Here is a 22813-nt window from a genome sequence, read left to right as displayed (position 1 = left end):
GCTTATGGCTGCGGCGTGCCGCGCACGTCGAATTCCACTTTCCAGCGCTCGGCGCCGTCAGGGGAAACGGCCAGCAGTTCCAGGGTGCCCGCTTCCGTCACGCGCGCGTGCAGCTTGACCTGCACCACGTCGCCAGCCTGACGGCCTTCGGCGGATAACGTCGCCTGGATTTCGCTCAGTTCCTGCAGTTCATCGGGACCCCAGAAGTCGAGCAAGTCGCCGATCTGGTCGTTGCGGCGCGTGGACGAGGCGAAGAAGCGGAAGTGCACGGGTTCGCCCACGACCAGGCCGAATTGCTGGCCCGGCAGTTCCAGTTCGCTGCCTTCTTCCATGCCGAACGGCGCCACGCACAGGGCCTGTATCGGTGGTTCCATGCCGGGGATGGCCGGCATGGCCGACTCGATGGCGACATAGAAGGAACTGGCCGTGCCGCCGCGGATGCGCACGCCATGGCCGCGCCGCACGTAGCTGTAGTAGGCGGCGCCGCGCGCGACGGCCAGGTCCAGGTCGGCCCCGGCCAGCATGCGCGCCGGTTCCGCGCCTTCCATGTACAGCCAGTCGTTGACGGTCGCCATGATGCGCTGGACCAGCAAGTCGGACTTGAAGACGCCGCCGTTGAACAGCACGGCCGTCGGGTGCAAAAAGCTGGCGCCGTCCGCCTGGCGGCCAGCAAAGCCTTCCAGTTCGGCAGTCGCCGCTACTTGCCGGCCCAGGAAGGCCGCCAGGTGGCGCGTGATGGCCGCGTCCTGCGCATACGGCAAGCCCAGTTGCGTCAGGCCGGCGCGCGTGCGCACGGCAGGGCGGCTCGATGCTTCCACCTGCGGGAAGAAGCCGTCGAGGATGAAGGTGGATACTTCGGCGCGCGTCAGTTCCGTGCGGATGGAGCCGCCGATCAGTTTCGAGCCGCGGCTCGGCACGACGATCGGCGCCGTTTCCATGCCGCTGTCAGCCAGAAGGCTTTCCTTGGCGCTGCGGCAGCCATACGTGAGTGCGCGCATTTGCCAGGCATCGAGCTGGGTGCCGTTGGCGGCCAGCTTGCGGGCCACCAGGTGGGCCAGCGCCAAGTCCATATTGTCGCCACCGAGCAGGATGTGTTCACCGACTGCCACGCGGTGCGGTTCCAGCACGCCGTCGCGCTCGAGCACGGCGATCAACGAAAAGTCGCTGGTGCCGCCGCCCACGTCGACCACTAAAATGATGTCGCCCGGCTTGACTTCCTTGCGCCAGCGGCCTTCGCTCGTCTGGATCCAGCTGTACAGGGCCGCTTGCGGCTCTTCCAGCAGAGTGAGCGAGGTGTAGCCGGCCGCCTGCGCCGCTTCCATCGTCAGCTCGCGCGCGGCCGGGTCGAACGAGGCGGGAATCGTGACGGTGATTTCCTGCTCGGCGAACGGCGCTTGCGGGTGGGCGTTGTCCCAGGCCTGGCGCAAGTGCGTCAGGTAGCGCGTGGCGGCCGTGATCGGCGAGATGCGCGCCACTTCCGCCGGCGCGTCGTTCGGCAGGATGGCCGCGCGGCGGTCCACGCCCGGGTGGCACAGCCAGCTTTTCGCGCTCGATACCAGACGGATCGGCGTGGTGGCGCCGCGGCTGCGGGCCATTTCGCCGACGACGAATGGCGCTTCGGCTTCTTCGGTGACCCACGGCAGGGCCAGGTCGCCGGCCGCCACTTCATCGGCGTGCGGCAGGTAGACGAACGATGGCAGCAGCGGCAATTCTTCGACCGTGCCCGGCGCCGACAGTTGCGGCACTTTCAGCACGCCGTGGCTCGATTGCTCGCCGTCGCTTTCGACCAGGTTCACATACGACAGGGCGCTGTGGGTGGTGCCCAGGTCGATGCCGATGGCGTAGCGCGGGGTGTTCGGGGTGGCGTTCCTTGTGTCGTTCACAGTTCCACCTCGGCCGGTGCGAGGATGGCGGCGTCGTGCTGCGCGCTCAGTTTCGGCAGGCGCACGCTGGACGCACGCCAGCCGCGATGGCTCAAGGTACCCGTGAATGGCGCCGAGCCGACCACGTTGCCCGTCAGGCGTACCTGGGCAGAATCAAAACCTTCCTGCAGGACAATGCGGCTGCCCTCCGCTTCCTGGCGCACGGCGTCGATGGTGAAGTATTCGCGCATGACCTTGGCGCAGCCTTCATGCACGACGCGGGCGGCCGCGCCGATGTCGGCGTCCGCATGGCTGCCCAGATTTTCCTGGGTGAAGTCGATCAGGCGCGCTTCGCGTTGCAGCAGGGCCAGCAACTGCAAGGCCGCATCGGGCGTGGCTTCTTTCAAGATGACGGGGGCGGCGGCCGGTGTCGGCACGGGGGCTGGCGCCGGGGCCGCTGGCGCGACGGGAGCAGCCTCGGGCAGGGACAGCTTTTCCACGCGGGCCGCATAGGCTGCGTCCGACAGGGTGCTGAAGAAAGCGCCGAAAGCCAGCGGGACACGGCGCCAGAACGATGGGTGGGACGATGAAGTGCTCATAGGGAACTCGTTTCTCTGATCTGTAGGGTGGCGTCGGCGGCGCGCCCGGTGGCGGGGCCGCTTCGCAGGGTAGTGCTTGTGCCGGGCCTGTACGGTCGGCTGTGTTTGCCCGCATGATACCAGCTACCGGGCCGGCGCCAAAGTCGCCGCCCCCGGAACGGCGAGCCTGACGCGTGGATTTTCTTTGTTCCTGCGCAAAGAAACGGTGAATGTTGCGAAGCTTCGACTAAAATCGCGCATTATCTTTTCGCATTGCCTTTATGCCATGTCTACCGACTTTTCCCCCGACTTTTCCATATATCTAGCCAGCAGCACCTACATCGACAGCGACCATCCGGCCGTGCGCGCCAAGGCGGCCGCATTGGCGGCAGGTGCCGTGGGCGACGCCGCCATCGCGGCCCGCTGCTTTGCCTTCGTGCGCGACGAGGTGGCCCACAGCTGGGATTACCAGCGCAATCCCGTCACTTGCCGCGCTTCCGACGTCTTGCAGCATGGAACGGGATACTGTTATGCGAAGAGCCATCTGCTGGCCGCGCTGCTGCGCGCCAACGGCATTCCTGCCGGCCTGTGCTACCAGCGCTTGGCTGTCGGCGAAGTGGGGCCGCCGTTTTGCCTGCATGGCTTGAATGCCGTGTATCTGCAGGACTTTGGCTGGTACCGCATCGATGCGCGCGGCAACAAACCCGGCGTCGATGCCGCCTTTGTGCCGCCACGCGAGCAGCTGGCCTTTCCCGTGCTGGCGCCCGAAGAGCGCGACTTGCCGGAAATCTGGGCGGAACCGCTGCCGCAGGTGGTGGCGTTGCTGACGCAATACGCCACCGTGCACGACGTGGCGGCGCACCTGCCCGATATCACATTGCTGCCGCTGTAAAAATAATCCAGGAAAGAAATCATGAAAAAAGTGTATGTAGGTCTGATCGGCCTGATGTTGCTGGCCGGTTGCGGCGGCAAGGGCGAGAGCGGCGGGCAGTCGAGCGCCGCGCGTCTCGATGGCAAGGAAAAGGGCAGCGAGTTTCTTGCCTATGAACATAATGTCAGCGTCGATACGCACGAGGCGCAAGTGCGGCCCCTGTATGAAAAAGTGGTTGCCGCCTGCAAGGCCGATACGGAAAACGGCTGCCTGCTGCTCGATTCCAGCCTCGACAGCGGGCGCTACGTGCATGCGCGCATCAGCATGCGCGCCAAGCCGGCCGGCATCAAGAAGCTTGTCGCGCTGGTCGCGGCCGAAGGCGACGTCACCAGCCAGGGCACCAAGGTGGAAGACCTGGGCCGCCCCGTGCTCGACAGCAAGAAACGTCTGGAGATGCTCAAGCAATACCAGGCGCAATTGCAAGACCTGGAAAAGCGCTCGGGCGCGAATGTCGATGCCCTCATCAAGGTGACCAAGGAACTGGCCACTGTGCAAGTGGAGCTGGAGCAGGCGACGGCGGCCGACGCGCTGTTGATGCAGCGCATCGATACGGACTTGCTGAACGTGGCCATCAGCGCGGAAGGCAAGCAATCGTTCTGGACGCCCGTCAAGCGCTCGCTGGGCAATTTCACGGACAACCTGTCGGAAGGCGTGGCCAACGCCATCACGGCCATGGCCTACATCCTGCCGTGGCTGATCGCTTTCGTGTTGCTGTTCCCGCTGGGACGCAAGGGCTGGCGCCGCTTGAGAGGCGTACCGCGCAAGGATTGATGCCGGGATTTTTGCGTCCGGCGCACCGTTTTACGGCAATTTGAAACCTGGCTGCACAGTCCTTGTGCAGCCAGGTTTTTTTTCGTGCGGCGAGAGCCGCGTGCACCATGGCGGACACCTGCTGGTGCTGGCATGCATTCTGCTTTAACAACATCGTATGCCCAGCTCGACCCCCACGAACCCATCACAGGAGTCCCCATGTCACGACGCATCATCCTGAAAGCGGCCGCCGCCGGCGCACTGGCCCTTGCCACCTCCACTTACATGCAGGCAGCCCTGGCCGCCGACACGATCAAGGTGGGCATTTTGCACTCGCTGTCGGGCACCATGGCCATTTCCGAAACGTCGCTGAAGGACGTGGCCTTGATGACGATCGCCGAGATCAATGCCAAGGGCGGTGTGCTGGGCAAGAAGCTGGAAGCCGTCGTCGTCGACCCGGCGTCGAACTGGCCCTTGTTCGCGGAAAAAGCGCGCCAGCTGGTGGCGCAGGACAAGGTCGCCGTCGTGTTCGGCTGCTGGACGTCCGTGTCGCGCAAGTCGGTTTTACCTGTGTTCAAGGAGCTCAACAGCCTGCTGTTTTACCCGGTGCAATACGAGGGCGAAGAACTGGAAAAGAATGTGTTTTACACGGGCGCCGCGCCGAACCAGCAAGCGATCCCCGCCGTCGAATACCTGATGAGCAAGGATGGCGGCGGCGCCAAGCGCTTCGTGCTGCTGGGCACGGATTACGTGTATCCGCGCACCACGAACAAGATCCTGCGTGCCTTCCTGAAAAGCAAGGGCGTCAAAGATAGCGATATCAGCGAGGTCTACACGCCGTTCGGCCACGCCGACTATCAAACCATCGTCGCCAATATCAAGAAGTTTTCCACGGGTGGCAAGACGGCCGTCATTTCCACCATCAATGGCGACTCGAATGTGCCGTTCTACAAGGAGCTGGGCAATGCGGGCTTGAAAGCCACGGACGTGCCTGTCGTTGCGTTTTCCGTGGGCGAGGAAGAGCTGCGCGGCATCGATACCAAGCCCTTGCTTGGCCACCTGGCGGCATGGAATTATTTTGAATCCGTCAAGAATCCCGTGAATACGGCCTTCATCAAGCAGTGGAAGGCGTATGCCGTGGCGCAAAAGCTGCCGAACGCGGGTTCGGTCGTGACGAACGACCCGATGGAAGCGACCTATGTCGGCATCCACATGTGGGCGCAAGCCGTGGAAAAAGCCAAGTCGACGGACACGGACAAGGTGATCGCCGCCATGGCCGGCCAGAGCGTCAAGGCGCCATCGGGCTTCACCCTGACCATGGACGCTACGAACCACCATCTGCACAAGCCCGTGATGATCGGCGAGATCAAGGCCGATGGGCAATTCAATGTCGTGTGGAAAACCAAGGAACCGATACGTGCGCAGCCTTGGAGCCCGTTTATCAAGGGGAATGAGGGTAAGCAGAAGTTATGAGTTAGCAGCAGAAAGGCCGGGGTCAGACCCGACGGGTCTGACCCCAGATTTCGCTTGGGCTGAAGTAACGATGAGAGGTCTTTCCGCATGCGTCTGCTACGTCGTATTTTGTTATTACTTTGCCTGTTGCCGCTGTCTGCGCAGGCAGCCATTTCCCCCAACCTGCTCAAACCGCTATCCGGCGACGACCCAGATACCAGAGTCGCCGCCGTCGCCCAGATCGCCGCCCTGGCCACGCCCGAGGCTGCCAAGGTGCTGCAAGCGTTGCAAGACGACAGCCTGTATGCAGCGCCCGACGGCAAGGTCTACATCGTCGACGGCGAGCAGGCATATGACCCGGCAAGCGGCAAGAGCGTGCCGCTGCCGGACGGTATCGACGGCGTCATGGTCAACAACCGCTTGCGCTCGGCCGTGGCTGGTGCCTTGTCGGGGCTGAAACTGCTGGCGCCAGAGCGGGCCACACGGCTGGCCGCTGCGCAGGCGCTGCAGCAATCCGTCGATCCCGCGCAGCTGCCCCTGATCCACAAGGCGCTGGCGCAAGAGAGCGATGCCGAGATCCAGCAGATATTGCAAGTGCTGATCGCCAGCGCCAATCTGCATGCGCCAGACGCCGCCACGCGCAAGCAGGCTGTACAGGACCTGGCGGGCAGCAGCGATGCGCGGCTGCTGCCCGTGCTGCAAGCCATGCTGGACAAGGGCGGCGAGCCGGACGAAGCCGTGCAGCTGGCCGCCATCGACACCATGGGCCAGATCAAGGGACGAGTGGCGCGCATGGAATTCGCGGGCAATGTGTTCTACGGCATCTCGCTGGGCAGCGTGCTGCTGTTAGCCGCCTTGGGGCTGGCCATCACCTTCGGCTTGATGGGCATCATCAATATGGCGCATGGCGAATTGCTGATGATAGGCGCTTACACGACGTATCTGTGCCAGCTGTTCTTCCGCACCTATTTGCCTGGCCTGCAGGATGCCTACCTGCTAGCCGCCTTGCCGGCCGCCTTTCTCGTCGCGGGACTGGTGGGCGTGGCGCTCGAGCGCACGGTGATCCGCTGGCTGTACGGGCGGCCGCTGGAAACCCTGCTGGCCACCTGGGGCATCAGCCTGATCCTCATGCAGATGGTGCGCACGATCTTCGGCGCGCAAAACGTGGAAGTGGCCAATCCCGCCTGGATGTCGGGCGGCATGACGGTGCTGGGCGGCCTCGTGCTGCCGTACAACCGGCTGGCCATCATCGTCTTCGCCGTCCTTGTCGTGGTGGCCGTGTGGCTGATCCTCAACAAGACACGGCTGGGCCTATTCGTGCGGGCCGTGACGCAAAACCGCCGCATGGCCGATTGCGTGGGCGTGGCCACGGGCAAGGTCGACATGCTGACTTTCGGCCTCGGTTCCGGCATCGCCGGGCTCGGCGGCGTGGCCCTGTCGCAGCTGGGCAATGTGGGGCCGGACCTGGGCCAAAGCTACATCGTCGATTCCTTCATGGTGGTGGTGCTCGGCGGCGTGGGCCAGCTGGCCGGCACCGTCATCGCTGCGCTGGGGCTGGGCGAAGTGAACAAATTCCTCGAACCGGTGGCGGGCGCCGTGCTGGCGAAGATTGCCATTCTCGTGTTCATCATCATTTTCATCCAGCGCCGGCCGCAGGGCCTGTTTGCCATGAAGGGACGCAGCGTCGAATGATTACCTCCTATCAATCCAAGCAGGGCCTGTTCACGCGGCCCGTCTGGCTGGCGATTGCCGCATGCACGCTGCTGGCGGCGCTGTTGCCGATTTTTAACCTGGTGTTTGCCGAAGGCCATGCGCTGCACGTATCCGCCTATACGGTGGCGCTGGTGGGCAAGTTCATGTGCTACGCGCTGGCCGCGCTGGCGCTGGATCTCGTCTGGGGCTACACGGGCATCTTGTCGCTGGGCCACGGCGTGTTTTTTGCCTTGGGCGCGTATGCGCACGGCATGTATCTGATGCGCGCCATCGGCGAGCAGGGCCAGTACCAGAGCAGCTTGCCCGACTTCATGGTCTTTCTCGACTGGAAAACCTATCCGTGGTACTGGGCCTTCACGGAACATTTCTGGTACTGCATGGCCCTCGTCGTGCTGGTGCCGGGCGTGCTGGCGTTTGTCTTCGGTTACTTTGCATTCCGCTCGCGCATCAAGGGCGTGTATTTTTCCATCATCACGCAGGCGATGACGTATGCCTTCATGCTCTTGTTCTTCCGCAATGACACCGGCTTTGGCGGCAACAACGGTTTCACGGATTTCAAGACCATCCTTGGCCATGACATCACGGCGCCCGCCACCCGGGCCGTGCTGTTCCTGCTGACACTGGCCTTCCTGCTGGCGGCCTTGATCGGCGCGCGCGCCATCGTCCGCTCGAAGCTGGGCCGGGTGCTGCAGGGCGTGCGCGACAGCGAGGCGCGCTTGATGTTCCTTGGCTACAACCCGCTGTGGTTCAAGCTGTTCGTCTGGACCTTGTCGGCGGTGCTGTGCGGCATCGCTGGCGCTCTGTACGTGCCGCAAGTGGGCATCATCAATCCGTCCGAAATGTCACCGGCGAACTCCATCGAAATGGTCGTGTGGGTGGCCGTCGGCGGACGCGGTACTTTGATCGGTCCCATCCTGGGCGCCTTCACCGTCAACGGCTTGAAAAGCTGGTTCACGGCCGCCTTGCCGGAACTGTGGCTGTTCGCGCTGGGCTTGCTGTTCATCGTCGTCACCCTGTTCATGCAGCAAGGCATGCTCGGTGTGTTGAACAAGCTCAAACGCAAGAAAACGGCCGTCGTGGCAGAGGAGGCCGCATGAGTATCCGCATGTTGCCCGGCATGGCCGGCACAGAGACGGGCGCCAGCTATTCGCGCGTGAAAGGCGAGGGCGTCGATACGACGCATGGTGCCATTTTGTATCTGGAGGACATCAGCGTGTCGTTCGACGGCTTCAAGGCCATCAACAAGCTCAGTCTCGACATTTCCGTGGGCGAATTGCGCTGCATCATCGGCCCTAACGGCGCGGGCAAGACGACGATGATGGATGTGATCACCGGCAAGACGCGACCCACGTCCGGCACGGCCTGGTTTGGCCAGACCATGAATCTGGCGACGATGACGGAAGCGCAGATTGCCCACGCGGGTATCGGTCGCAAGTTCCAGCGCCCCACCGTGTTCGAGCAGCACACGGTGTTCGACAACCTGGAACTGGCGATGAAGATGGACAAGCGCGTGGCGCCCACCCTGTTTGCCCGTTTGACATCCGAGCAGGCGGGCAAGATCGAAGCGATTTTGCGCCTGATTCGCCTCAACGGCCAGGAAGCGCGGTCAGCCGGCTTGCTGTCGCACGGGCAAAAGCAGTGGCTGGAAATTGGCATGCTGCTTATGCAGGAGCCGCAGCTGATTCTATTGGACGAACCGGTGGCCGGCATGTCCGATGCGGAAACGGCGCGCACGGCGGAATTGCTCAATGAATTGCGCGGCAAGCATTCGATCATGGTGGTCGAGCACGACATGGGTTTTGTGACGGAAATTGCCCAGCAAGGCATCGTTACCGTGCTGCATGAGGGTTCCGTGCTGGCGCAGGGGCGCATGGACGAAGTGCAAGCCGACGAGCGCGTCATCGAAGTCTATCTGGGAAGGTGAACACATATGCTGGAAGTCGAGCAATTGAATCAATACTATGGCTCCTCGCACACCTTGCGCGGCATCAATCTGTCGGCGCGCAAGGGCGAATGCCTGGCCTTGCTGGGGCGCAATGGCGTGGGCAAGACGACCTTGCTCAAATGCCTGATGGGCGTGCTGCCCGTGGCGCAGGGCAAGGTGGCGTTCCAGGGACGCGACATCACGAAACTGACGCCGCATGCGCGGGCAAAGCTGGGCATCGCCTACGTGCCGCAGGGGCGCGACATCTTTGCGCGCCTGACGGTCGAGGAAAACTTGCTGATGGGCATGGCGGTGAAGCGGGGCAAACAAGCGTCGCGCATCGATCCCCACGTGTATGCGCTGTTTCCAGTGCTCAAAGAGATGCTGCAGCGGCGCGGCGGAGATTTGTCCGGCGGGCAACAGCAGCAACTGGCCATCGCCCGCGCCCTGCTGGCCGAGCCGCAGCTGATCATCTTCGACGAGCCGACGGAAGGCATCCAGCCCTCCGTCATCAAGGATATCGGCAGGGTCATTTCCTTGCTGAAGCAGCGTGGCGACATGGCCATCGTGCTGTGCGAACAGTATTTCGATTTCGCCCGCGAGCTGGCCGATGAATTCATCGTCCTGTCGCGCGGCAGTGTCGTCGCCAGCGGCAAGGCGGAACAGATGGATGGCGAGGACGTGAAGCGGCACCTGGCCGTGTGACAGCTAGCTAAGGTGGGATTCTCCATTAATATTCATTAAAAGAGCAATCTTGTTATGGATGATTGGAAGGGGGTAGCGGAATTTCAAAATAAAATTCATTTAATTTCCCCGATGCATTACTATAAAAGCACGGCTAACATGGCCCTATTTATAGCGAGATACATTTGAATCCTATACAAATTGACGCGGCGGAACTGCTTTCTTTATTCCAAACAGTTCTTTGGCCAGCAGTTATCACCAAAAACATTGATCCGAAAGCTGAAGACCGTTTTCACTACGATCAACAAAATAACCGCTATCTGAATGGCAACTGGAGTGGCACACCCGTTCAGGTCTCTGCAGGCAGTGCATTTGGTATTCACTTTGTTGAAAAAAAGAAATTGGTTTATGCTGGGGACTATCAGGGATTCGAAGCATGTGAGCCGGCCAACGGACGTAATAAGCTCATTTTGACAAATGTTCAGTGTTATGAAGTTGTGGACTGGGAGGATGCCAGCGACGCGCAAAGTGCGTTGCGGGCAATCCTGAAGCAGGACGGTGCTGTTACCTATTCCTATTATATAAGGTCGAGTGATGATGCTGGACAGGGTGGGCCATGTTTCCGTATGGCGGAAGTCAAAGTAAGGCTGCAGCAAAGTGCTTTCAGGAAAGCTGTTTTTGCTAAAAATAACTTCAAGTGTGTGGTTACCCATTGCAGTGTTGACGCGCTTCTGGAAGCAGCCCATCTGCCTGGCAAAAGCTGGCAAGATGGCGATAACGGTGCAGATGACGGTATTCCTCTCCGGGCCGATTTGCACAGGGCACTCGATGCACATCTCATTATGCTGAATACGAACCATCAACTGATATATGTCGATCCATGCCTTCAAAATGAATATGGCCAGTATATTGTGAAGGCCAATTAAGAACTCCTAACAAAACGTCGCCTAGAGAAACAAACGGCCCCGAAGCTGGTCAAACCCACCTGACATCGTTTTCGGGAGCCGTTCACATGGCTAAAGCACTTCTTCCTGATGACCTGTGGGCGCTGATCCAGCCTTTATTGCCAGTACATCATCCTTCGCCAAAGGGAGGACGCCCTCGCATTGACGACCGCGCCGCCTTGACCGGCATCCTGTTTGTCCTCAAGACAGGCTTGCCTTGGGAATATTTTCCTCGTGAACTGGGCTGTGGCAGCGGCATGAGTTGCTGGCGGCGCCTGCATGCATGGCAACAGGCTGGCGTGTGGCAACGCATCCATGAAGCCATGCTGCAGCACTTGCGGGAATACGACCAGATTCAATGGGAACGCGCCAGTGTCGACTCGGCCAGCGTGCCATCCCCCCCTAGGCGGACAGCATACCGGCCCCAATCCCACCGACCGCGGCAAGCTCGGTTGCAAGCACCATCTGCTCGTCGACCAACGCGGACTGCCTCTGGTGGCGAGCATATCGGGGGCTCAGGTACATGATTCCCGGATGCTGATCCCGCTGCTCGAAGCCGTCCCGTCAGTGGCAGGCCTGGCGGCCGGCCACGCAAACGTCCGGCCAAACTGCACGCCGACAAGGCCTATGCATCACGTGCCCATCGGGCCTGGCTACGTAGCAGAGGGATTACACCGCGCATTGCTCGATACGGCATCGAATCGCGCGAGCGCCTAGGCAAATGGCGCTGGGTTGTCGAACGCACACTCGGTTGGCTTCACCGTTTCCGCCGGCTGCGTATCCGCTACGAGCGCCGAGCCGATATCCACCAGGCATTCCTCTCGCTTGCCTGCATACTCATCTGCTGGCGATATATTCGGAGGTTCTGTTAGGCGCTCTAAAGATCGAATTTTGCCATAACATGGACGTACTCCTTGCACCGGTCGCAACGAACGGGGGTAAGGAGTACATTTACCCTGCACCTATTATCACATGGGGATATTGGAACTTTAAGGTTGGGCAGGTGTATCAGTCTAAGAAATATAAGGAAACAATTTTCACACCAGCTGCAGCCAGCCCAGCACGGCGCCGGCCGCCAGCAGCCACAGCAAATGGATCTTCGTGCGCCAGATGATGAGGCCGGTCACGATGGACAGGCTCCACAGGGGCCAGTCCGTGCGGATGTCATGGTTGGCGCCGCCCAAAATCATGCCCGTGGAAATCAGCAGGGCGACGACGATGGGTGCCATGCCTTGCTTGAACGCGCGCACGGGGCGCAGGTCGCGGTTGCGGTAGCCCCACTGGGCCGCCACGTAGGTAAGGGTGGTGCTGGGCAGCATGATGCCCACCATGGTGATGAACACGCCCAGGTAGGCGGCCGTGTAGCTGCCCGCGTTCATGCCCACGTTCCAGCCCATCAGGGCGACGAACAGCACGTTTGGCCCGGGCGCGGCCTGGGCGATGGCGATCGATTCGTTGAATTGCGCCTGGGTCAGCCAGCCATGCTGTTCGACGAGAAAACGGTGCATTTCGGAGGTGGTGGAAATGGCGCCGCCGATCGACATCAGCGACAGCATCAGGTAGTGGCCGAACAGGTTCAGCCAGTCGCCCGCGCTCAATACCAGTTGCAAGGGCGGATTCATGGGGACAGCTTTCGATAGGTGAGCAGGCAGCCGATGCCGCCCAGGCCCAGCAGGATGTACAGCAGGGGCCAGCGCAAGATCGCCACCATCAGCACACCGAGCACGGTGATGGACAAGGTCAGCCACAGGGGCAGCGGATGCTTGGTCAGCGCGGTCGCCAGTTTCACGCCCGTGGCGGCGATCATGCCGGCCGAGACGGCCGCCATGCCGCGCAGGGCGCCCGCCATCTGCGGATTGTCGCCAAAGCGCGTGTACAGCACGCCCAGCACGAGCACGATGACGAGGGGCGCGGCCAGCATGCCGGCCAGCGCCGTCAGCGCGCCTTTCAAGCCGAAATAGCGCCCGCCCACCATCAGGGACAGGTTGACGACATTCGGCCCGGGCATGATTTGCGCCACGGCCCAGTCTTCGAGGAATTCCTCCTGCGTCAGCCAGCGCTTGCGCTCGACCATCTCGCGCTGGATCACGGCAAGCACGCCGCCAAAGCCTTGCAGGGCCAGCCAGGTGAACGAGAAGAACAGGTCGGCAAGCGAAGCTGGTTGCGGACGGGGCAGGTCGGGCGGAAGCGTGGAAGGTGCGGGCATGGCTGATTATCGCCGTGCCTGCTTCGCCTTGTCCATGCTTATGTCCATACATAGTTGCTGGCGTGGCTCAGCCTCCGCCTATGCCGGCGATAACCACGCCCGTGCCGCCGCACATGGGGCAGGGCTGGCCATCGGCCCTGGCGCCCCGGCCCTGGCAATGCGTGCAGACGTTTTCACCGGTGCCGGGGGTGCCGGGAGGGGCGATGTCGCCGGGATTTTTGGCTGGTTCGGGTGTTGTATTCATGTCGTGTCTCCTCGTCCATGCAGCGCGAACGCCGCGTGATGGCAGCCATTCCATACTAGGCTGGCGACAGGCGCTGCGTTTGATCTGCCTTAGACGTGCGGCCTTGTGTATCAGAAAAAAACTGCATGGGAATAACTGGCTGGCATTGACATCGCGCGTTTTTCGGCAATACTTTCGCTGTCACTCTTCCTCGCTGCCATCCCGGCGCCGTTCTCCGCCGCCATGTCCCGCCATGTCTACCTTCCGCAGGAGTCATTCATCATGCTGAGTTCCCAAGAAACCTTGCACATGCCCGTCAAACCCGTGGCGCTGCATGCCCGCGTCGACCAGAAGATGTGCGATATCGTCAACCTGGGCATCGCCGTGCAGGCAGCCTTCAGCACCTTGTGCGCGCTGGAATACCTGAAGTCATACAATATCGCCCCCGAGCTGATCGAGCGCGTGCTGCTGCATCCGGAGCAGCGCCGCCAGACCGTGCATTGAGTATCCGCATTGCAACTGTGTTGCCGGCAGCGTTAGCCCGGTGTTGTCGGATTGATCATTACGGCTCAGTTATGCACAAATGATGGGTTAACGAAATTGCTGAAATAATTTTCCTGTGATTATGTGTGAGTTTCCAAGTGCTTGATTTTAATAGATTTTATTTTTGCTGTTTGATTGAGCAGTTTATTGAAAGCCGCACGGGCTGTGGCTTTGAGGGCTGTCAATAGGCCCTTATCCACAAAGATATCCACAGTCCGTGTGGATATCTGAAAAAGCGCTTAACAATCCGCCACTTAGGAAATGGGGGCCGCCCGGCACATGCGATGGGCCGGCAGGATGGGCCAAAATGGGGCATGCCACAAGCCTGTATGCCTATCCAGTGCTCTGGTTTTATGACTGAAAGTAGCGGCCGTGTTCAGGGCGTGCCGCCGGCCGGCGCCGCTGGCGTGTTGCCGCACTGGGCCAGGGCTGCGGCCAGCTCGGCGACTTGCTGCTCCGCTTCGCGCAAGGTGGCGTAGGTGCGCAGCGAGGCGATCACGGTGGTGAACAACTTGCGCGTGGTCAGGTCCGTCTTGCACCAGAAATCGTTGATGTCGTAGTCGATGATGATGCGGTGCTCGAGCGCCTGGCCGGGCTGGCCCGTGCGCAGGATGATGCGCACGGCGCTGTTGTGCAGATCTTCGCGGATCTGGCGCGCCACTTGCAGCCCGGCATCCTGGGTTTCCATGATCACATCGAGCAGCACCACGGCGATATCGGATGTGCTGCGCAGCAAGGCCAGCGCCTCGGCGCCCGAATACGCGTGCAAAAAGCTCAGCCTGCGTCCCTGGAAGCTGGCCTGGCTGAGGGCGAATTTGGTCACCACGTGCACGTCGACATCGTCATCGACGATCAGCACGCGCCATGGCGCCGCGGTGGCAGGCTCTGCCGCCGCGTCTGCCCGTTCTAGCGGTTCGTCGACCAGCCAGTCCGGTTCGTCCGCCCCCTTGGCGGCACTATCGCTATCCATGTTCATGCGTTTATCCACCGTTGATCGTGCTCGCTACTCCACACTATGCCAGTCTACGGGGTTTGTCAAAACAATGCTGTTCAAGCAAGACGGCCTGGCGCCAGGATTGCTTATGCACAGCAAAATATATTTTCATGGTGGTGAAGTAACTTTGCTCCAGCGCAAATTCGTGATTGCAAGTCATTGATTTCATTGGGGTAAAAAATTGCCTGTGAAATCAGCAAATTGTTGAAACCCGCATCAATACTGGTGTTGCGGCTTGTCAAGAGGGGCTTATCAACAACTTTATCCACAGTTGCTGTGGATATCTAAAAAAGCCGTGCAAAAACCGGGGCTTAGCGCCCGTTCGTGAGGCAGGGTCGTAGCATTCATGCGGCAAGTCCAAGCCCGCTCAGCTGGGCGAAAGCATGCAGGAAGCGCTGCTTGGCTTCGGCCGGACCCATGGCTTCGATTATACCGGGCAAGGGGGCGATGCCGTCAAGGTAAGCCCAGCGCTCGGCCGAGTGCGGCATCAGGTCGCGCTTTTCCGTCGCCAGCGCGATCAGGTCGGCCCGCTTGATGGGCGCGTAATCGGAGAAATCCAGCCCATACGTGGCGGCGATGATGGCGCTGACCTTGTCTTCCAGCACGGCAAACTCCGGCAGCAATACTTTCAAGGGCTTCACCATGTCGCCCAGATAGGCTTCGGCCGCGTCGTGCAGCAGGGCGGCCAGGCGCAGGGGTGGCGGCACCAGTTCGGCGACGATCAGGCTGTGCTGGGCGACCGAGTAAAACACCTGCGTCTGTCCATTGAAGCGGCACTGGTAGGCGAGGCCGTGGGCGATGTCCTCGATGGCGACCTTGTCGATATGCGGGCGCAAGGGATAAAAACGGTTGCCTGAGTAAGTGGAAACGTAGTCGGTGGTAATCATTGCCATGGCATGGTGCTCGGAACGCTCAAGAGGCTTTATCGTACACCCGATGGCATGGGCTTGCCCCGGCTGCCGTGCGCAAGCCCAAGCTATGCATCTTGGCAAATCCTTTAATTTATTTCATATCATTTCTTGCTGTTTCTAAAATACACTGTAGCAATCTTGTTTTTCTGAAACTTCACAGGGGCAGGGCAATGACGGCGCAACCTTCGGCAAGACCTTCGTATATCTATCAGGGCGGTTCGGTGATGATGCACTCGCCGCTGCAATTGAAACAGTCGGAAATGTACGGCTATTTCGTCAAGGGCGACCTGGCCAAGCTGCAGGCCACCGTGAATACCACCTTGAACCAGGTGGCGGGCAGCAAGATGACCCTGAAAGCCCTGTCGCCGTATGTGATGCTGACGTTTACGCGCGTCAACCATGCGGATTCCGCAAACCCCGTCGACCAGGCCAAGGGCTGGATCACGGAAGTCGATATCGTCACCTGGATCATGGTCGGCCAGATGGATGAGCAGGGCAAGCTCGCGCATATCTATTGGTACCCATGCCATATTTTCGTCGATGACGCGATGGCCCTGATCAACGGGCGCGAGCTGTTCGGCTATCCGAAATACCTGTGCGACTACGAGATTCCCGCCGCCGGCAGCGAGCCGCTGCGCTGTTCCGTCGCCGCCAAGGGCTTCCAGCATTTCTCACCGGAAACGAAACTGGCGCTGCACCCGTTGCTGGAAGTCAACGCAACCGTGCAGACGGGGCCGCACAAGCCCGTCAACAGTTTCCTGGAACTCATCGAGCAGGCGTTCCAGATTTTCCTCTCCATCCCCGATTTCTTTGACATGGACCAGGCCGGCTGGGCCGATATTCTGTCCTTGCTGCGCAACCCGCGCATCGACCAGATTTTCCTCAAGCAATTCCCCGACAGCGCGGGCGTGAAAGCCGTGTACCAGGCCCTCGTGGCCGCGCCGGCCGAAATCAACCGCCTGCACAGCGCGCGCCTGCTCGGTTATGAATACGAATGCACGGTGCACGCTTTCGACAGCTTCCCGCTGGACCAGACCCTGGGCTTGCGGCTGGGACCGCAAACGGCGATTTTGCCCTTCAATGTGAACTTCGATTTCACGGCCATGCCGGGCGAGGAGCTGGTCGACAATTCCCGCATCGCGCCGGAAAAGATCGCCATCCTCGGCGGCGGCGTGGCGGCCATGACCACTGCGTATTACTTGACGAACCAGCCGGGCTGGCAGAACCGGCACGCCATCACTGTCTACCAGCTGGGCTGGCGCCTGGGCGGCAAGGGCGCCAGCGGGCGCAATGCGCAAGCGGGCCAGCGTATCGAGGAGCACGGCCTGCACATCTGGTTCGGCTTCTACGCGAACGCTTTCAAGATGATCAAGGAAGCGTATGCGAGCCTGGAGCGTCCGCCCGGCGCGCCGCTGGCCACCTGGCGCGACGCCTTCAAGCAGCACGATTACGTGGCCCTGTCGGAAGACGTCAAGGGGCAGTGGCGCAACTGGTCCATCGTCTTTCCCACCTTGCCGGGCGAGCCGGGCCAGGGGGGCGAAGACATCACGCTGTGGCAGATGGCCATCGCCATGGTGGGCTGGATCGAGCAGTGGATACGCCAGATCCGGCAGGTGGCCGATGCCGACGCGCGCATCGTGCGCGCCAGTGCGTCGCAAGGCGAGGGCGTGTGGCCGGGCTGGCTGCGCCGCCTGGCCGATGAAGTGGTGGGACAGGCCGATGAACTGGGCCTCGACGTGGGCTTGTCCGTCGGTGCGCTGGTGGCGCTGGTGGCCGATCTGGCGCCCGATTCCACGCGCCACGACCAGGCCCGCCACCAACTGCTGGCCAGCACCCTGAACGGCATCCGCGCGTGGCTGCGCCTGCGCTACCGCGCCCTGATCGATGGCGACGATGAATTGCGCCGGTTGTTCACTTGCCTGGACCTGGGCATCACGGTCATGAAAGGCATGTTCGAGGATGGCGTGTTCAAGAACGGCTTTGACGTCATCAACGACATCGATTTCCGTGCCTGGCTGCGCAAGCATGGCGGCGACGAGCAGTTCAGCGTCAACTCGGCGCCCGTGCGCGGCTTTTACGATCTGGTGTTTGCCTACGAGGGCGGCGACTTTTCCAAGCCGAACATCGAGGCGGGGACGCTCTTGCGCTCGATGGCGCGCATCGGCCTGGCCTACAAGGGCGGCATCATGTTCAAGATGCAGGCCGGCATGGGCGACACCATCTTTACGCCGATGTACGAGGTGCTGAAGAAAAGGGGCGTGGAATTCAAATTCTTCCAGCGCGTGGAAGAACTGGTACCGGGCGCGGGCGACATCGACAGCATCCGCATCACGCAGCAGGTGCAACTGAAGGATCCCGCCGCAGGCTACGCGCCGCTGGTGGACGTCAAGGGCCTCGCCTGCTGGCCCAGCGCGCCCGATTACGCGCAGATCGAACCGGCCCAGGCGGCGCTGCTGCAGGCGCAGGAAGTCAACCTGGAGTCGTACTGGAGCGCCTGGCCGCAGCAGTACCAGCAAGCGTTCGGCCGCGCGCTGCCCGCCACGGTATTGAAGAAGGGCGTCGATTTCGACAAGGTGGTGTTCGGCATTTCCATCGGTTCGCTGCAGGCCCTGTGCCCGCAGTTGCTGGCGCAAAGCCCGGCCTTGCAGCTGGCGGCCGACAAGGTGAAAACCGTGGCCACGCAGGCTTACCAGGTGTGGCTCAACAAGAATCTGGCGCAGATGGGCTGGACCACGCAGCCGAAAGACCAGCAGCCGGTGCTGTCGGCTTTTACGGAGCCGTACGACACGTGGGCGCCGATGGACCAACTCTTGGCGCACGAAGACTGGCCGGTCGGGCTGGAGCCGAAAAACGTCTCGTATTTTTGCAGCGCCTTCCCCGTCGACAGCTACCCGCCCGTCACCGACACGGATTTTCCCGCCCGCTGCGCGGCCAGGGCGAAGCAGGGCGCGCTGCACCAGCTCGAGAGCGAGATCGGCGCGCTGTGGTCCGAGGCGGGCGCGCCGGGCGCGTTCCCGTGGCAATGGCTGGTCGATGCGAAGGAGAGTATGGGACCGGCGCGCTTCGACAGCCAGTACTGGCGTGCCAACGTCGACCCGTCCGAGCGCTACGTGATGTCGGTGGTGGGCAGCACGCAGTACCGGCTGGCCACCGACCAGTCAGGCTTCAGCAACCTGTTCCTCACGGGCGACTGGATCAAGACGGGCCTCAACGCTGGCTGCGTCGAGGCGGCCGTGATGGCCGGCATGCAGACCTCGCGTGCCATGACGGGCTATCCGGCCGTGATTCAGGGCGAGACGGATTTCTAGGCATGCGAGGCCTGATGCTGTCGTGCCTAGTCCTGCTCCACCTGCACGCGGGCGCGGCGCCGTCCGGCGCGATTGTGCTGTGGCCGGGCGCGCCGCCCGGTGGCGCGGCACCGGGTCCGCGGCGCGACAACGCCAAGGGCTCCATCACGCAGGTCGAGCAACCGTATCTGATCGCGCACCGCCCCGCGCAGCCGAACGGTATCGCCATTTTGCTGGTCAGCGGCGGCGGCTATGCGCATATCGAGGCGGGCAAGGAGAGCGGCCCCACCGCCAGCTGGCTGCAGGCGCAGGGCATCACGGCGTTTGAACTCCTGTACCGCCTGCCGCAGGAAGGCGGCGGGGTAGCCGCGCCATTCCAGGATGGCCAGCGCGCCATGCGCGTGATCCGTGCGCGCGCGGCCGAATGGGGCATCGACCCGGCGCGCATCGGCATGCTGGGGTTTTCCGCCGGCGCGCACCTGGCCGGCATGACGGCCGTGCAGCCCGATGCCCTCCGCTATGCGCCTGTCGATGCGGTGGATGGCGTCTCCGCGCGGCCAGACTTTGCCGTGCTGCTGTACCCGGTGCTGACCATGCAGCGGCCATTCGACACGACGCATGCGAAGAAACAGCTGCTGGGCGCCCATCCCACGCAGGCGGCGCGCGACGCGCTATCGGTGGAATTGCACGTCGATGCGCGCACGCCGCCCACCTTCATCGCGCAGGCGCTCGACGACCGCGTGTCGCCGCCCGAAAACAGTATATTGATGGCCGCCGCCCTGCGCCGCGCGGGCGCGTCCGTCGAACTGCATCAGTTCCAGAGCGGAGGGCATGGCTGGGGATTGGGCAAGCCGGACAGCGAACCGGCCGCGTGGCCGCAGCTGTTGCTGGCGTGGCTGCAAGCGCATGGCTGGATGCCTCAGCCTGCTGGCTGAGCTTCCAGGTCCCGCCGCGCCGCATCGAGCGCCTCTTGCAGCTGCGGCAGGAACTGTTCCACGTTATCGAGCTGGCCGTTCGAGGCCAGGGTTTCCATCTGGTGGCACAGGCCGTGCAGGGTGGGGCGGCTCAGGTAGCCGGCACTGCCCTTCAAGGCATGGAAGGCGGCAGCGGCCGCGCTGGCGTTCCCATCGCGCACGGCGTGGCAGGCCAGGTCCAGGCGCCGAGGCGCTTCCGTCAGGAACGCTTGCGCGATGCGCTGCAGGTGCTGTTGCGACAGGCCTGCCAGCGGCAGGATGTGCACGGGTGCCGTCATGGGATCGGCCGGCGCGGGTGACTGGTCGTCGGCGCCGTCCAGGCCGAACTGGCGCGCCAGGGTATCGTCTTCGGTGGGCGCGGCAGGCGGCAGCGCGTGGCCGCGCGCCAGCAGCAGGTCGATGATGGCGTCGATTTTTTCGAACAGCAGCGCTTCGTCGACGGGTTTGCTGAGGAAGTCGTCCATGCCGGACGCCAGGTAGCGCTGCCGGTCATGTTCGCTGGCGTTGGCCGTCAGCGCCAGGATGGGAATCTGCGCGTCGGCAATGGGGAATTGCGCGTTGCCGCCTGCGCGGATCAGGCGCGCGGCCTGTTCGCCATCCATCTCCGGCATGCGGCCATCCATCAGCACGCAATCGTAGGCGCCGGATCCCAGCGCGCGCAGCGCCTGCTCGCCGTTTTCCACGATGGTCACCTCATGCCCCATGCTTTCGAGCAGGGTGCCGATGATGATCTGGTTGGTGCGCACGTCTTCGGCGCACAGGATGCGCAGGCGGCAGGCGTGGCGCGCGTGGCGTGCGGGCCGGCGCGCGTCGGCCGCCGGCGCGCTGCCGTCTTCCAGCGGCAAGGTGAAATGGAAGCGCGAGCCGATGCCGACCCGGCTTTCCACGCCGATCGTGCCTTTCATCAGTTCGACCAGTTCCTTGCAGATGGCCAGGCCCAGGCCCGTGCCGCCGTAGCGGCGCGTGGTGGAATGGTCGGCCTGCTCGAATTTCTGGAACAAACGCGGCAAGGTGTCCGCGTCGATGCCGGGACCCGTATCGCTGATGATGAATTCAATGGCGTTGCGGCCGTCCTGGCGCGGCGGCGTGCGGGCGCGCCGCACTTCCAGCAGCACTTCGCCATTGGCCGTGAATTTCAGCGCGTTCCCCAGCAGGTTGATGAGGATTTGCCGCAGCCGCGTGGGGTCGGCGCGCACGTAGCGCGGCAGGTCCAGCGCCAGTTCGCGGCGCAGCAGCAGGCTTTTGGCGTCGGCCTGGCCCTGCACGATGCCGGCCGCGTCGCCGATCAGCGCCAGCAGGTCGAAGTCCACGGTTTCCAGGGTAAGCTTGCCCGCGTCGATCTTCGAGAAATCGAGGATGTCATTGAGGATGGTCAAGAGCGACACGCCGTTGTGCAAGCCGATGCGCAGGTATTCCTGCGTGCGCCCGCGCACGGACTGGTCGCGCAGCGCGAATTTCAGCATGCCGATCACGCCGGCCAGCGGCGTGCGGATGTCGTGGCTCATGGCCGACAGAAAATCGATGCGGTGGCGGCTGACCACTTCCGCGTGCTCCTTGGCCTTCAGCAGGGCGTCGTTGCTGAGGGTGAGCGCCAGGGTGCGTTCCTGCACGCGCTGTTCCAGGTTATTGCGCAGCAATCGGATCTGGTCGGCCAGGGCAAAGGCCAGCAGCAAACCGTCGAGCGTGCCGCCGAGCAGGGTCACCAGCTGGGCGTTGGCCACCATGGCCGGCATCAGGCCCAGGTTGGCCGGCAGGATCAGAAAGCCGGGCAGCATCAGGGCGACGAAGGCCAGCACGAAGAAGCGCGCCGGCTGGTAGCCGCGGCGCCAGACGACGATGCCGCAGATGAGCGCCAGCAGCATCCAGATGCTGATGGCGATGGTGGCCAAGGTATGCGCATACGACAGGGCGAAGAAGCAGCTCGGCAGCAGCAGCAAGGGCAGCACCAGGTTGATCTTGCTGATGCTGTGCAGCCGGGGCGAGTAGTCGCGCAGGCGCAGGAAATGCATGTAGAACAGCGTGCTGAAGACAGGCAGCAGGAAAAACGGCACGTAATGGAGCTGCAACTGATGCCAGTCGAACAGGTCGGCAAACACGTGGAAAGTCATGGCCCAGGCTAGGCCGTACGTCAGCACGTACAGCGTGTAATAGGCCGAGGCTTTTTCCAGGGTGATGGAAAAAATGAAGAAATTGAACAGGCCCAGCGCCAGCAGGGCGCCGATGGACGCCACCATCAGGAAGTTTTCCTTGCCCACCAGCTTGCGGTAATCGCGCTGCGTCTTCACGCCGAACATGGGCGCGCGCGCGTAATACGGGCTGGAAAAGCGCATCAGGATATTGTAGGTGGCGCCCGGCGCCAGCTGCACGTTCCCGCCGTAGTGCAATAAATACTCGTGCGGCCGCTGGTAGCCCGTCAGCAAGGTCTGCGGCGCCGTGTGCTGCCCGGGGCCATACACGTGCACGTCTACCAGGTCGATCAGCGTGTCGTTCGGGTCGATGACCCAGGCGGTTTCAGCGCTGTCGTTGCGCACCTGCGCATGCAGCCAGTAGGCGCCGCCGAACAGGTCGACCTGGCTGGCCGGACGCTGGCGCGCCAGCCAGGCGGGCAGGGCGGCGGCATCGGCAGGCGCGGCTTCGTTGTCGGCGAGAAATAGTTGCCCACCTATGCCCAAATGGTGGATGCCTTGCTTGCCCAGGGGAATGGGAGTTGCCTGCGCCGCGCCCGCCATGCCCAGCAGGCTGAACAGCAGGCTGAGCAGGAGCGGCCAGCCGCATAGCCAGGCGCAGACGCGGTAGCTGGAAGCGCGGTGGCAGGGAGGGGGCTCTTATACACATCT

Annotated in this window: 18 protein-coding genes and 2 pseudogenes; 12 read left to right on the top strand and 8 right to left on the bottom strand. The window is 62.4% G+C overall.

Annotated elements, in window-relative coordinates:
* Positions 1-2: 2 nt before the first annotated feature.
* A complete protein-coding gene (locus tag JAB6_RS24055; protein ID WP_070305116.1) occupies positions 3-1883 on the bottom strand; it encodes an Hsp70 family protein in 1881 nt (626 codons plus the stop codon).
* Entirely contained in the window at positions 1880-2461 is a 582-nt protein-coding gene (locus tag JAB6_RS24050; RefSeq protein WP_070305115.1) for a DUF2760 domain-containing protein, read from the bottom strand. The genes JAB6_RS24055 and JAB6_RS24050 overlap by 4 nt, the downstream gene beginning before the upstream one ends.
* 265 nt (positions 2462-2726) lie before the next feature.
* Here JAB6_RS24050 and JAB6_RS24045 point away from each other — a divergent pair, with 265 nt between their 5' ends.
* The 9 genes and pseudogenes from JAB6_RS24045 (at position 2727) to JAB6_RS28605 (ending at position 11710) form a co-directional block, all read left to right on the top strand.
* A complete protein-coding gene (locus tag JAB6_RS24045) occupies positions 2727-3332 on the top strand; it encodes a transglutaminase family protein (protein WP_070305157.1) in 606 nt (201 codons plus the stop codon).
* Between the two features lie 21 nt (positions 3333-3353).
* Entirely contained in the window at positions 3354-4142 is a 789-nt protein-coding gene (locus JAB6_RS24040; protein ID WP_070305113.1) for a DUF4349 domain-containing protein, read from the top strand.
* Positions 4143-4340: 198 nt separating this feature from the next.
* Positions 4341-5594 (top strand): urea ABC transporter substrate-binding protein, encoded by a 1254-nt coding sequence (urtA, locus tag JAB6_RS24035; protein WP_070305111.1) that lies wholly within the window; start codon positions 4341-4343, stop codon positions 5592-5594.
* Between the two features lie 87 nt (positions 5595-5681).
* On the top strand, positions 5682-7265 hold the full coding sequence (urtB, locus tag JAB6_RS24030; protein ID WP_070305109.1) for an urea ABC transporter permease subunit UrtB: 1584 nt from the start codon (positions 5682-5684) through the stop codon (positions 7263-7265).
* On the top strand, positions 7262-8383 hold the full coding sequence (gene urtC, locus JAB6_RS24025; RefSeq protein WP_139143494.1) for an urea ABC transporter permease subunit UrtC: 1122 nt from the start codon (positions 7262-7264) through the stop codon (positions 8381-8383). Before urtB ends, urtC begins: the two co-directional genes overlap by 4 nt.
* Positions 8380-9210: an urea ABC transporter ATP-binding protein UrtD gene (gene urtD, locus JAB6_RS24020; protein ID WP_070305107.1), complete on the top strand. Its 831-nt coding sequence runs from the start codon at positions 8380-8382 to the stop codon at positions 9208-9210. The genes urtC and urtD overlap by 4 nt, the downstream gene beginning before the upstream one ends.
* A gap of 6 nt (positions 9211-9216) precedes the next feature.
* Complete coding sequence (gene urtE, locus JAB6_RS24015) at positions 9217-9915, top strand: urea ABC transporter ATP-binding subunit UrtE (protein WP_070305105.1); 699 nt, start codon at positions 9217-9219, stop codon at positions 9913-9915.
* A 164-nt stretch (positions 9916-10079) separates the two neighbouring features.
* Positions 10080-10820, top strand: coding sequence for an HNH endonuclease signature motif containing protein (locus JAB6_RS29150; RefSeq protein WP_139143493.1), 741 nt, complete (start codon positions 10080-10082; stop codon positions 10818-10820).
* An 86-nt stretch (positions 10821-10906) separates the two neighbouring features.
* A pseudogene (locus tag JAB6_RS28605) lies at positions 10907-11710 on the top strand (IS5 family transposase).
* A gap of 165 nt (positions 11711-11875) precedes the next feature.
* Here JAB6_RS28605 and JAB6_RS24005 read toward each other — a convergent pair.
* The 3 genes from JAB6_RS24005 to JAB6_RS29460 all read right to left on the bottom strand — a co-directional run bounded on the left by JAB6_RS24005 (position 11876) and on the right by JAB6_RS29460 (position 13288).
* Complete coding sequence (locus JAB6_RS24005) at positions 11876-12460, bottom strand: chromate transporter (RefSeq protein WP_070305102.1); 585 nt, start codon at positions 12458-12460, stop codon at positions 11876-11878.
* The gene (locus JAB6_RS24000; protein WP_034756758.1) at positions 12457-13044 is read right to left on the bottom strand and encodes a chromate transporter; all 588 of its coding nucleotides are present in this window, start codon (positions 13042-13044) and stop codon (positions 12457-12459) included. The genes JAB6_RS24005 and JAB6_RS24000 overlap by 4 nt, the downstream gene beginning before the upstream one ends.
* Before the next feature lie 67 nt (positions 13045-13111).
* Positions 13112-13288, bottom strand: a complete 177-nt coding sequence (locus JAB6_RS29460; RefSeq protein ID WP_175444610.1) for a hypothetical protein — start codon at positions 13286-13288, stop codon at positions 13112-13114.
* A gap of 261 nt (positions 13289-13549) precedes the next feature.
* Here JAB6_RS29460 and JAB6_RS23995 point away from each other — a divergent pair, with 261 nt between their 5' ends.
* Positions 13550-13771, top strand: a complete 222-nt coding sequence (locus tag JAB6_RS23995) for a hypothetical protein (protein ID WP_051991806.1) — start codon at positions 13550-13552, stop codon at positions 13769-13771.
* A gap of 415 nt (positions 13772-14186) precedes the next feature.
* Here JAB6_RS23995 and JAB6_RS23990 read toward each other — a convergent pair whose 3' ends face one another.
* Positions 14187-14786, bottom strand: a complete 600-nt coding sequence (locus JAB6_RS23990) for a two-component system response regulator (RefSeq protein WP_235194314.1) — start codon at positions 14784-14786, stop codon at positions 14187-14189.
* A gap of 362 nt (positions 14787-15148) precedes the next feature.
* Positions 15149-15697 (bottom strand): phosphohydrolase, encoded by a 549-nt coding sequence (locus JAB6_RS23985; protein WP_051991807.1) that lies wholly within the window; start codon positions 15695-15697, stop codon positions 15149-15151.
* A 188-nt stretch (positions 15698-15885) separates the two neighbouring features.
* Between JAB6_RS23985 and JAB6_RS23980 the strand changes: the two genes are divergently transcribed.
* Complete coding sequence (locus JAB6_RS23980) at positions 15886-19023, top strand: NAD(P)-binding protein (protein ID WP_070305099.1); 3138 nt, start codon at positions 15886-15888, stop codon at positions 19021-19023.
* Positions 19024-19157: 134 nt separating this feature from the next.
* Positions 19158-19937: pseudogene (locus JAB6_RS23975) on the top strand (alpha/beta hydrolase); the annotation flags it as partial.
* Here the strand turns inward: JAB6_RS23975 and JAB6_RS23970 are convergent.
* Positions 19922-22705: a hybrid sensor histidine kinase/response regulator gene (locus JAB6_RS23970; RefSeq protein WP_070305095.1), complete on the bottom strand. Its 2784-nt coding sequence runs from the start codon at positions 22703-22705 to the stop codon at positions 19922-19924. The pseudogene JAB6_RS23975 and the gene JAB6_RS23970 overlap by 16 nt on opposite strands.
* Positions 22706-22813: the final 108 nt, after the last annotated feature.

This window comes from Janthinobacterium sp. HH104 (assembly GCF_001758715.1).
GTDB classification, from domain to species: Bacteria; Pseudomonadota; Gammaproteobacteria; order Burkholderiales; family Burkholderiaceae_D; genus Janthinobacterium; species Janthinobacterium aestuarii.
The sequence above is the reverse complement of the archived record's forward strand: the minus strand, read 5'-3'. Positions and strand labels throughout refer to the sequence as shown.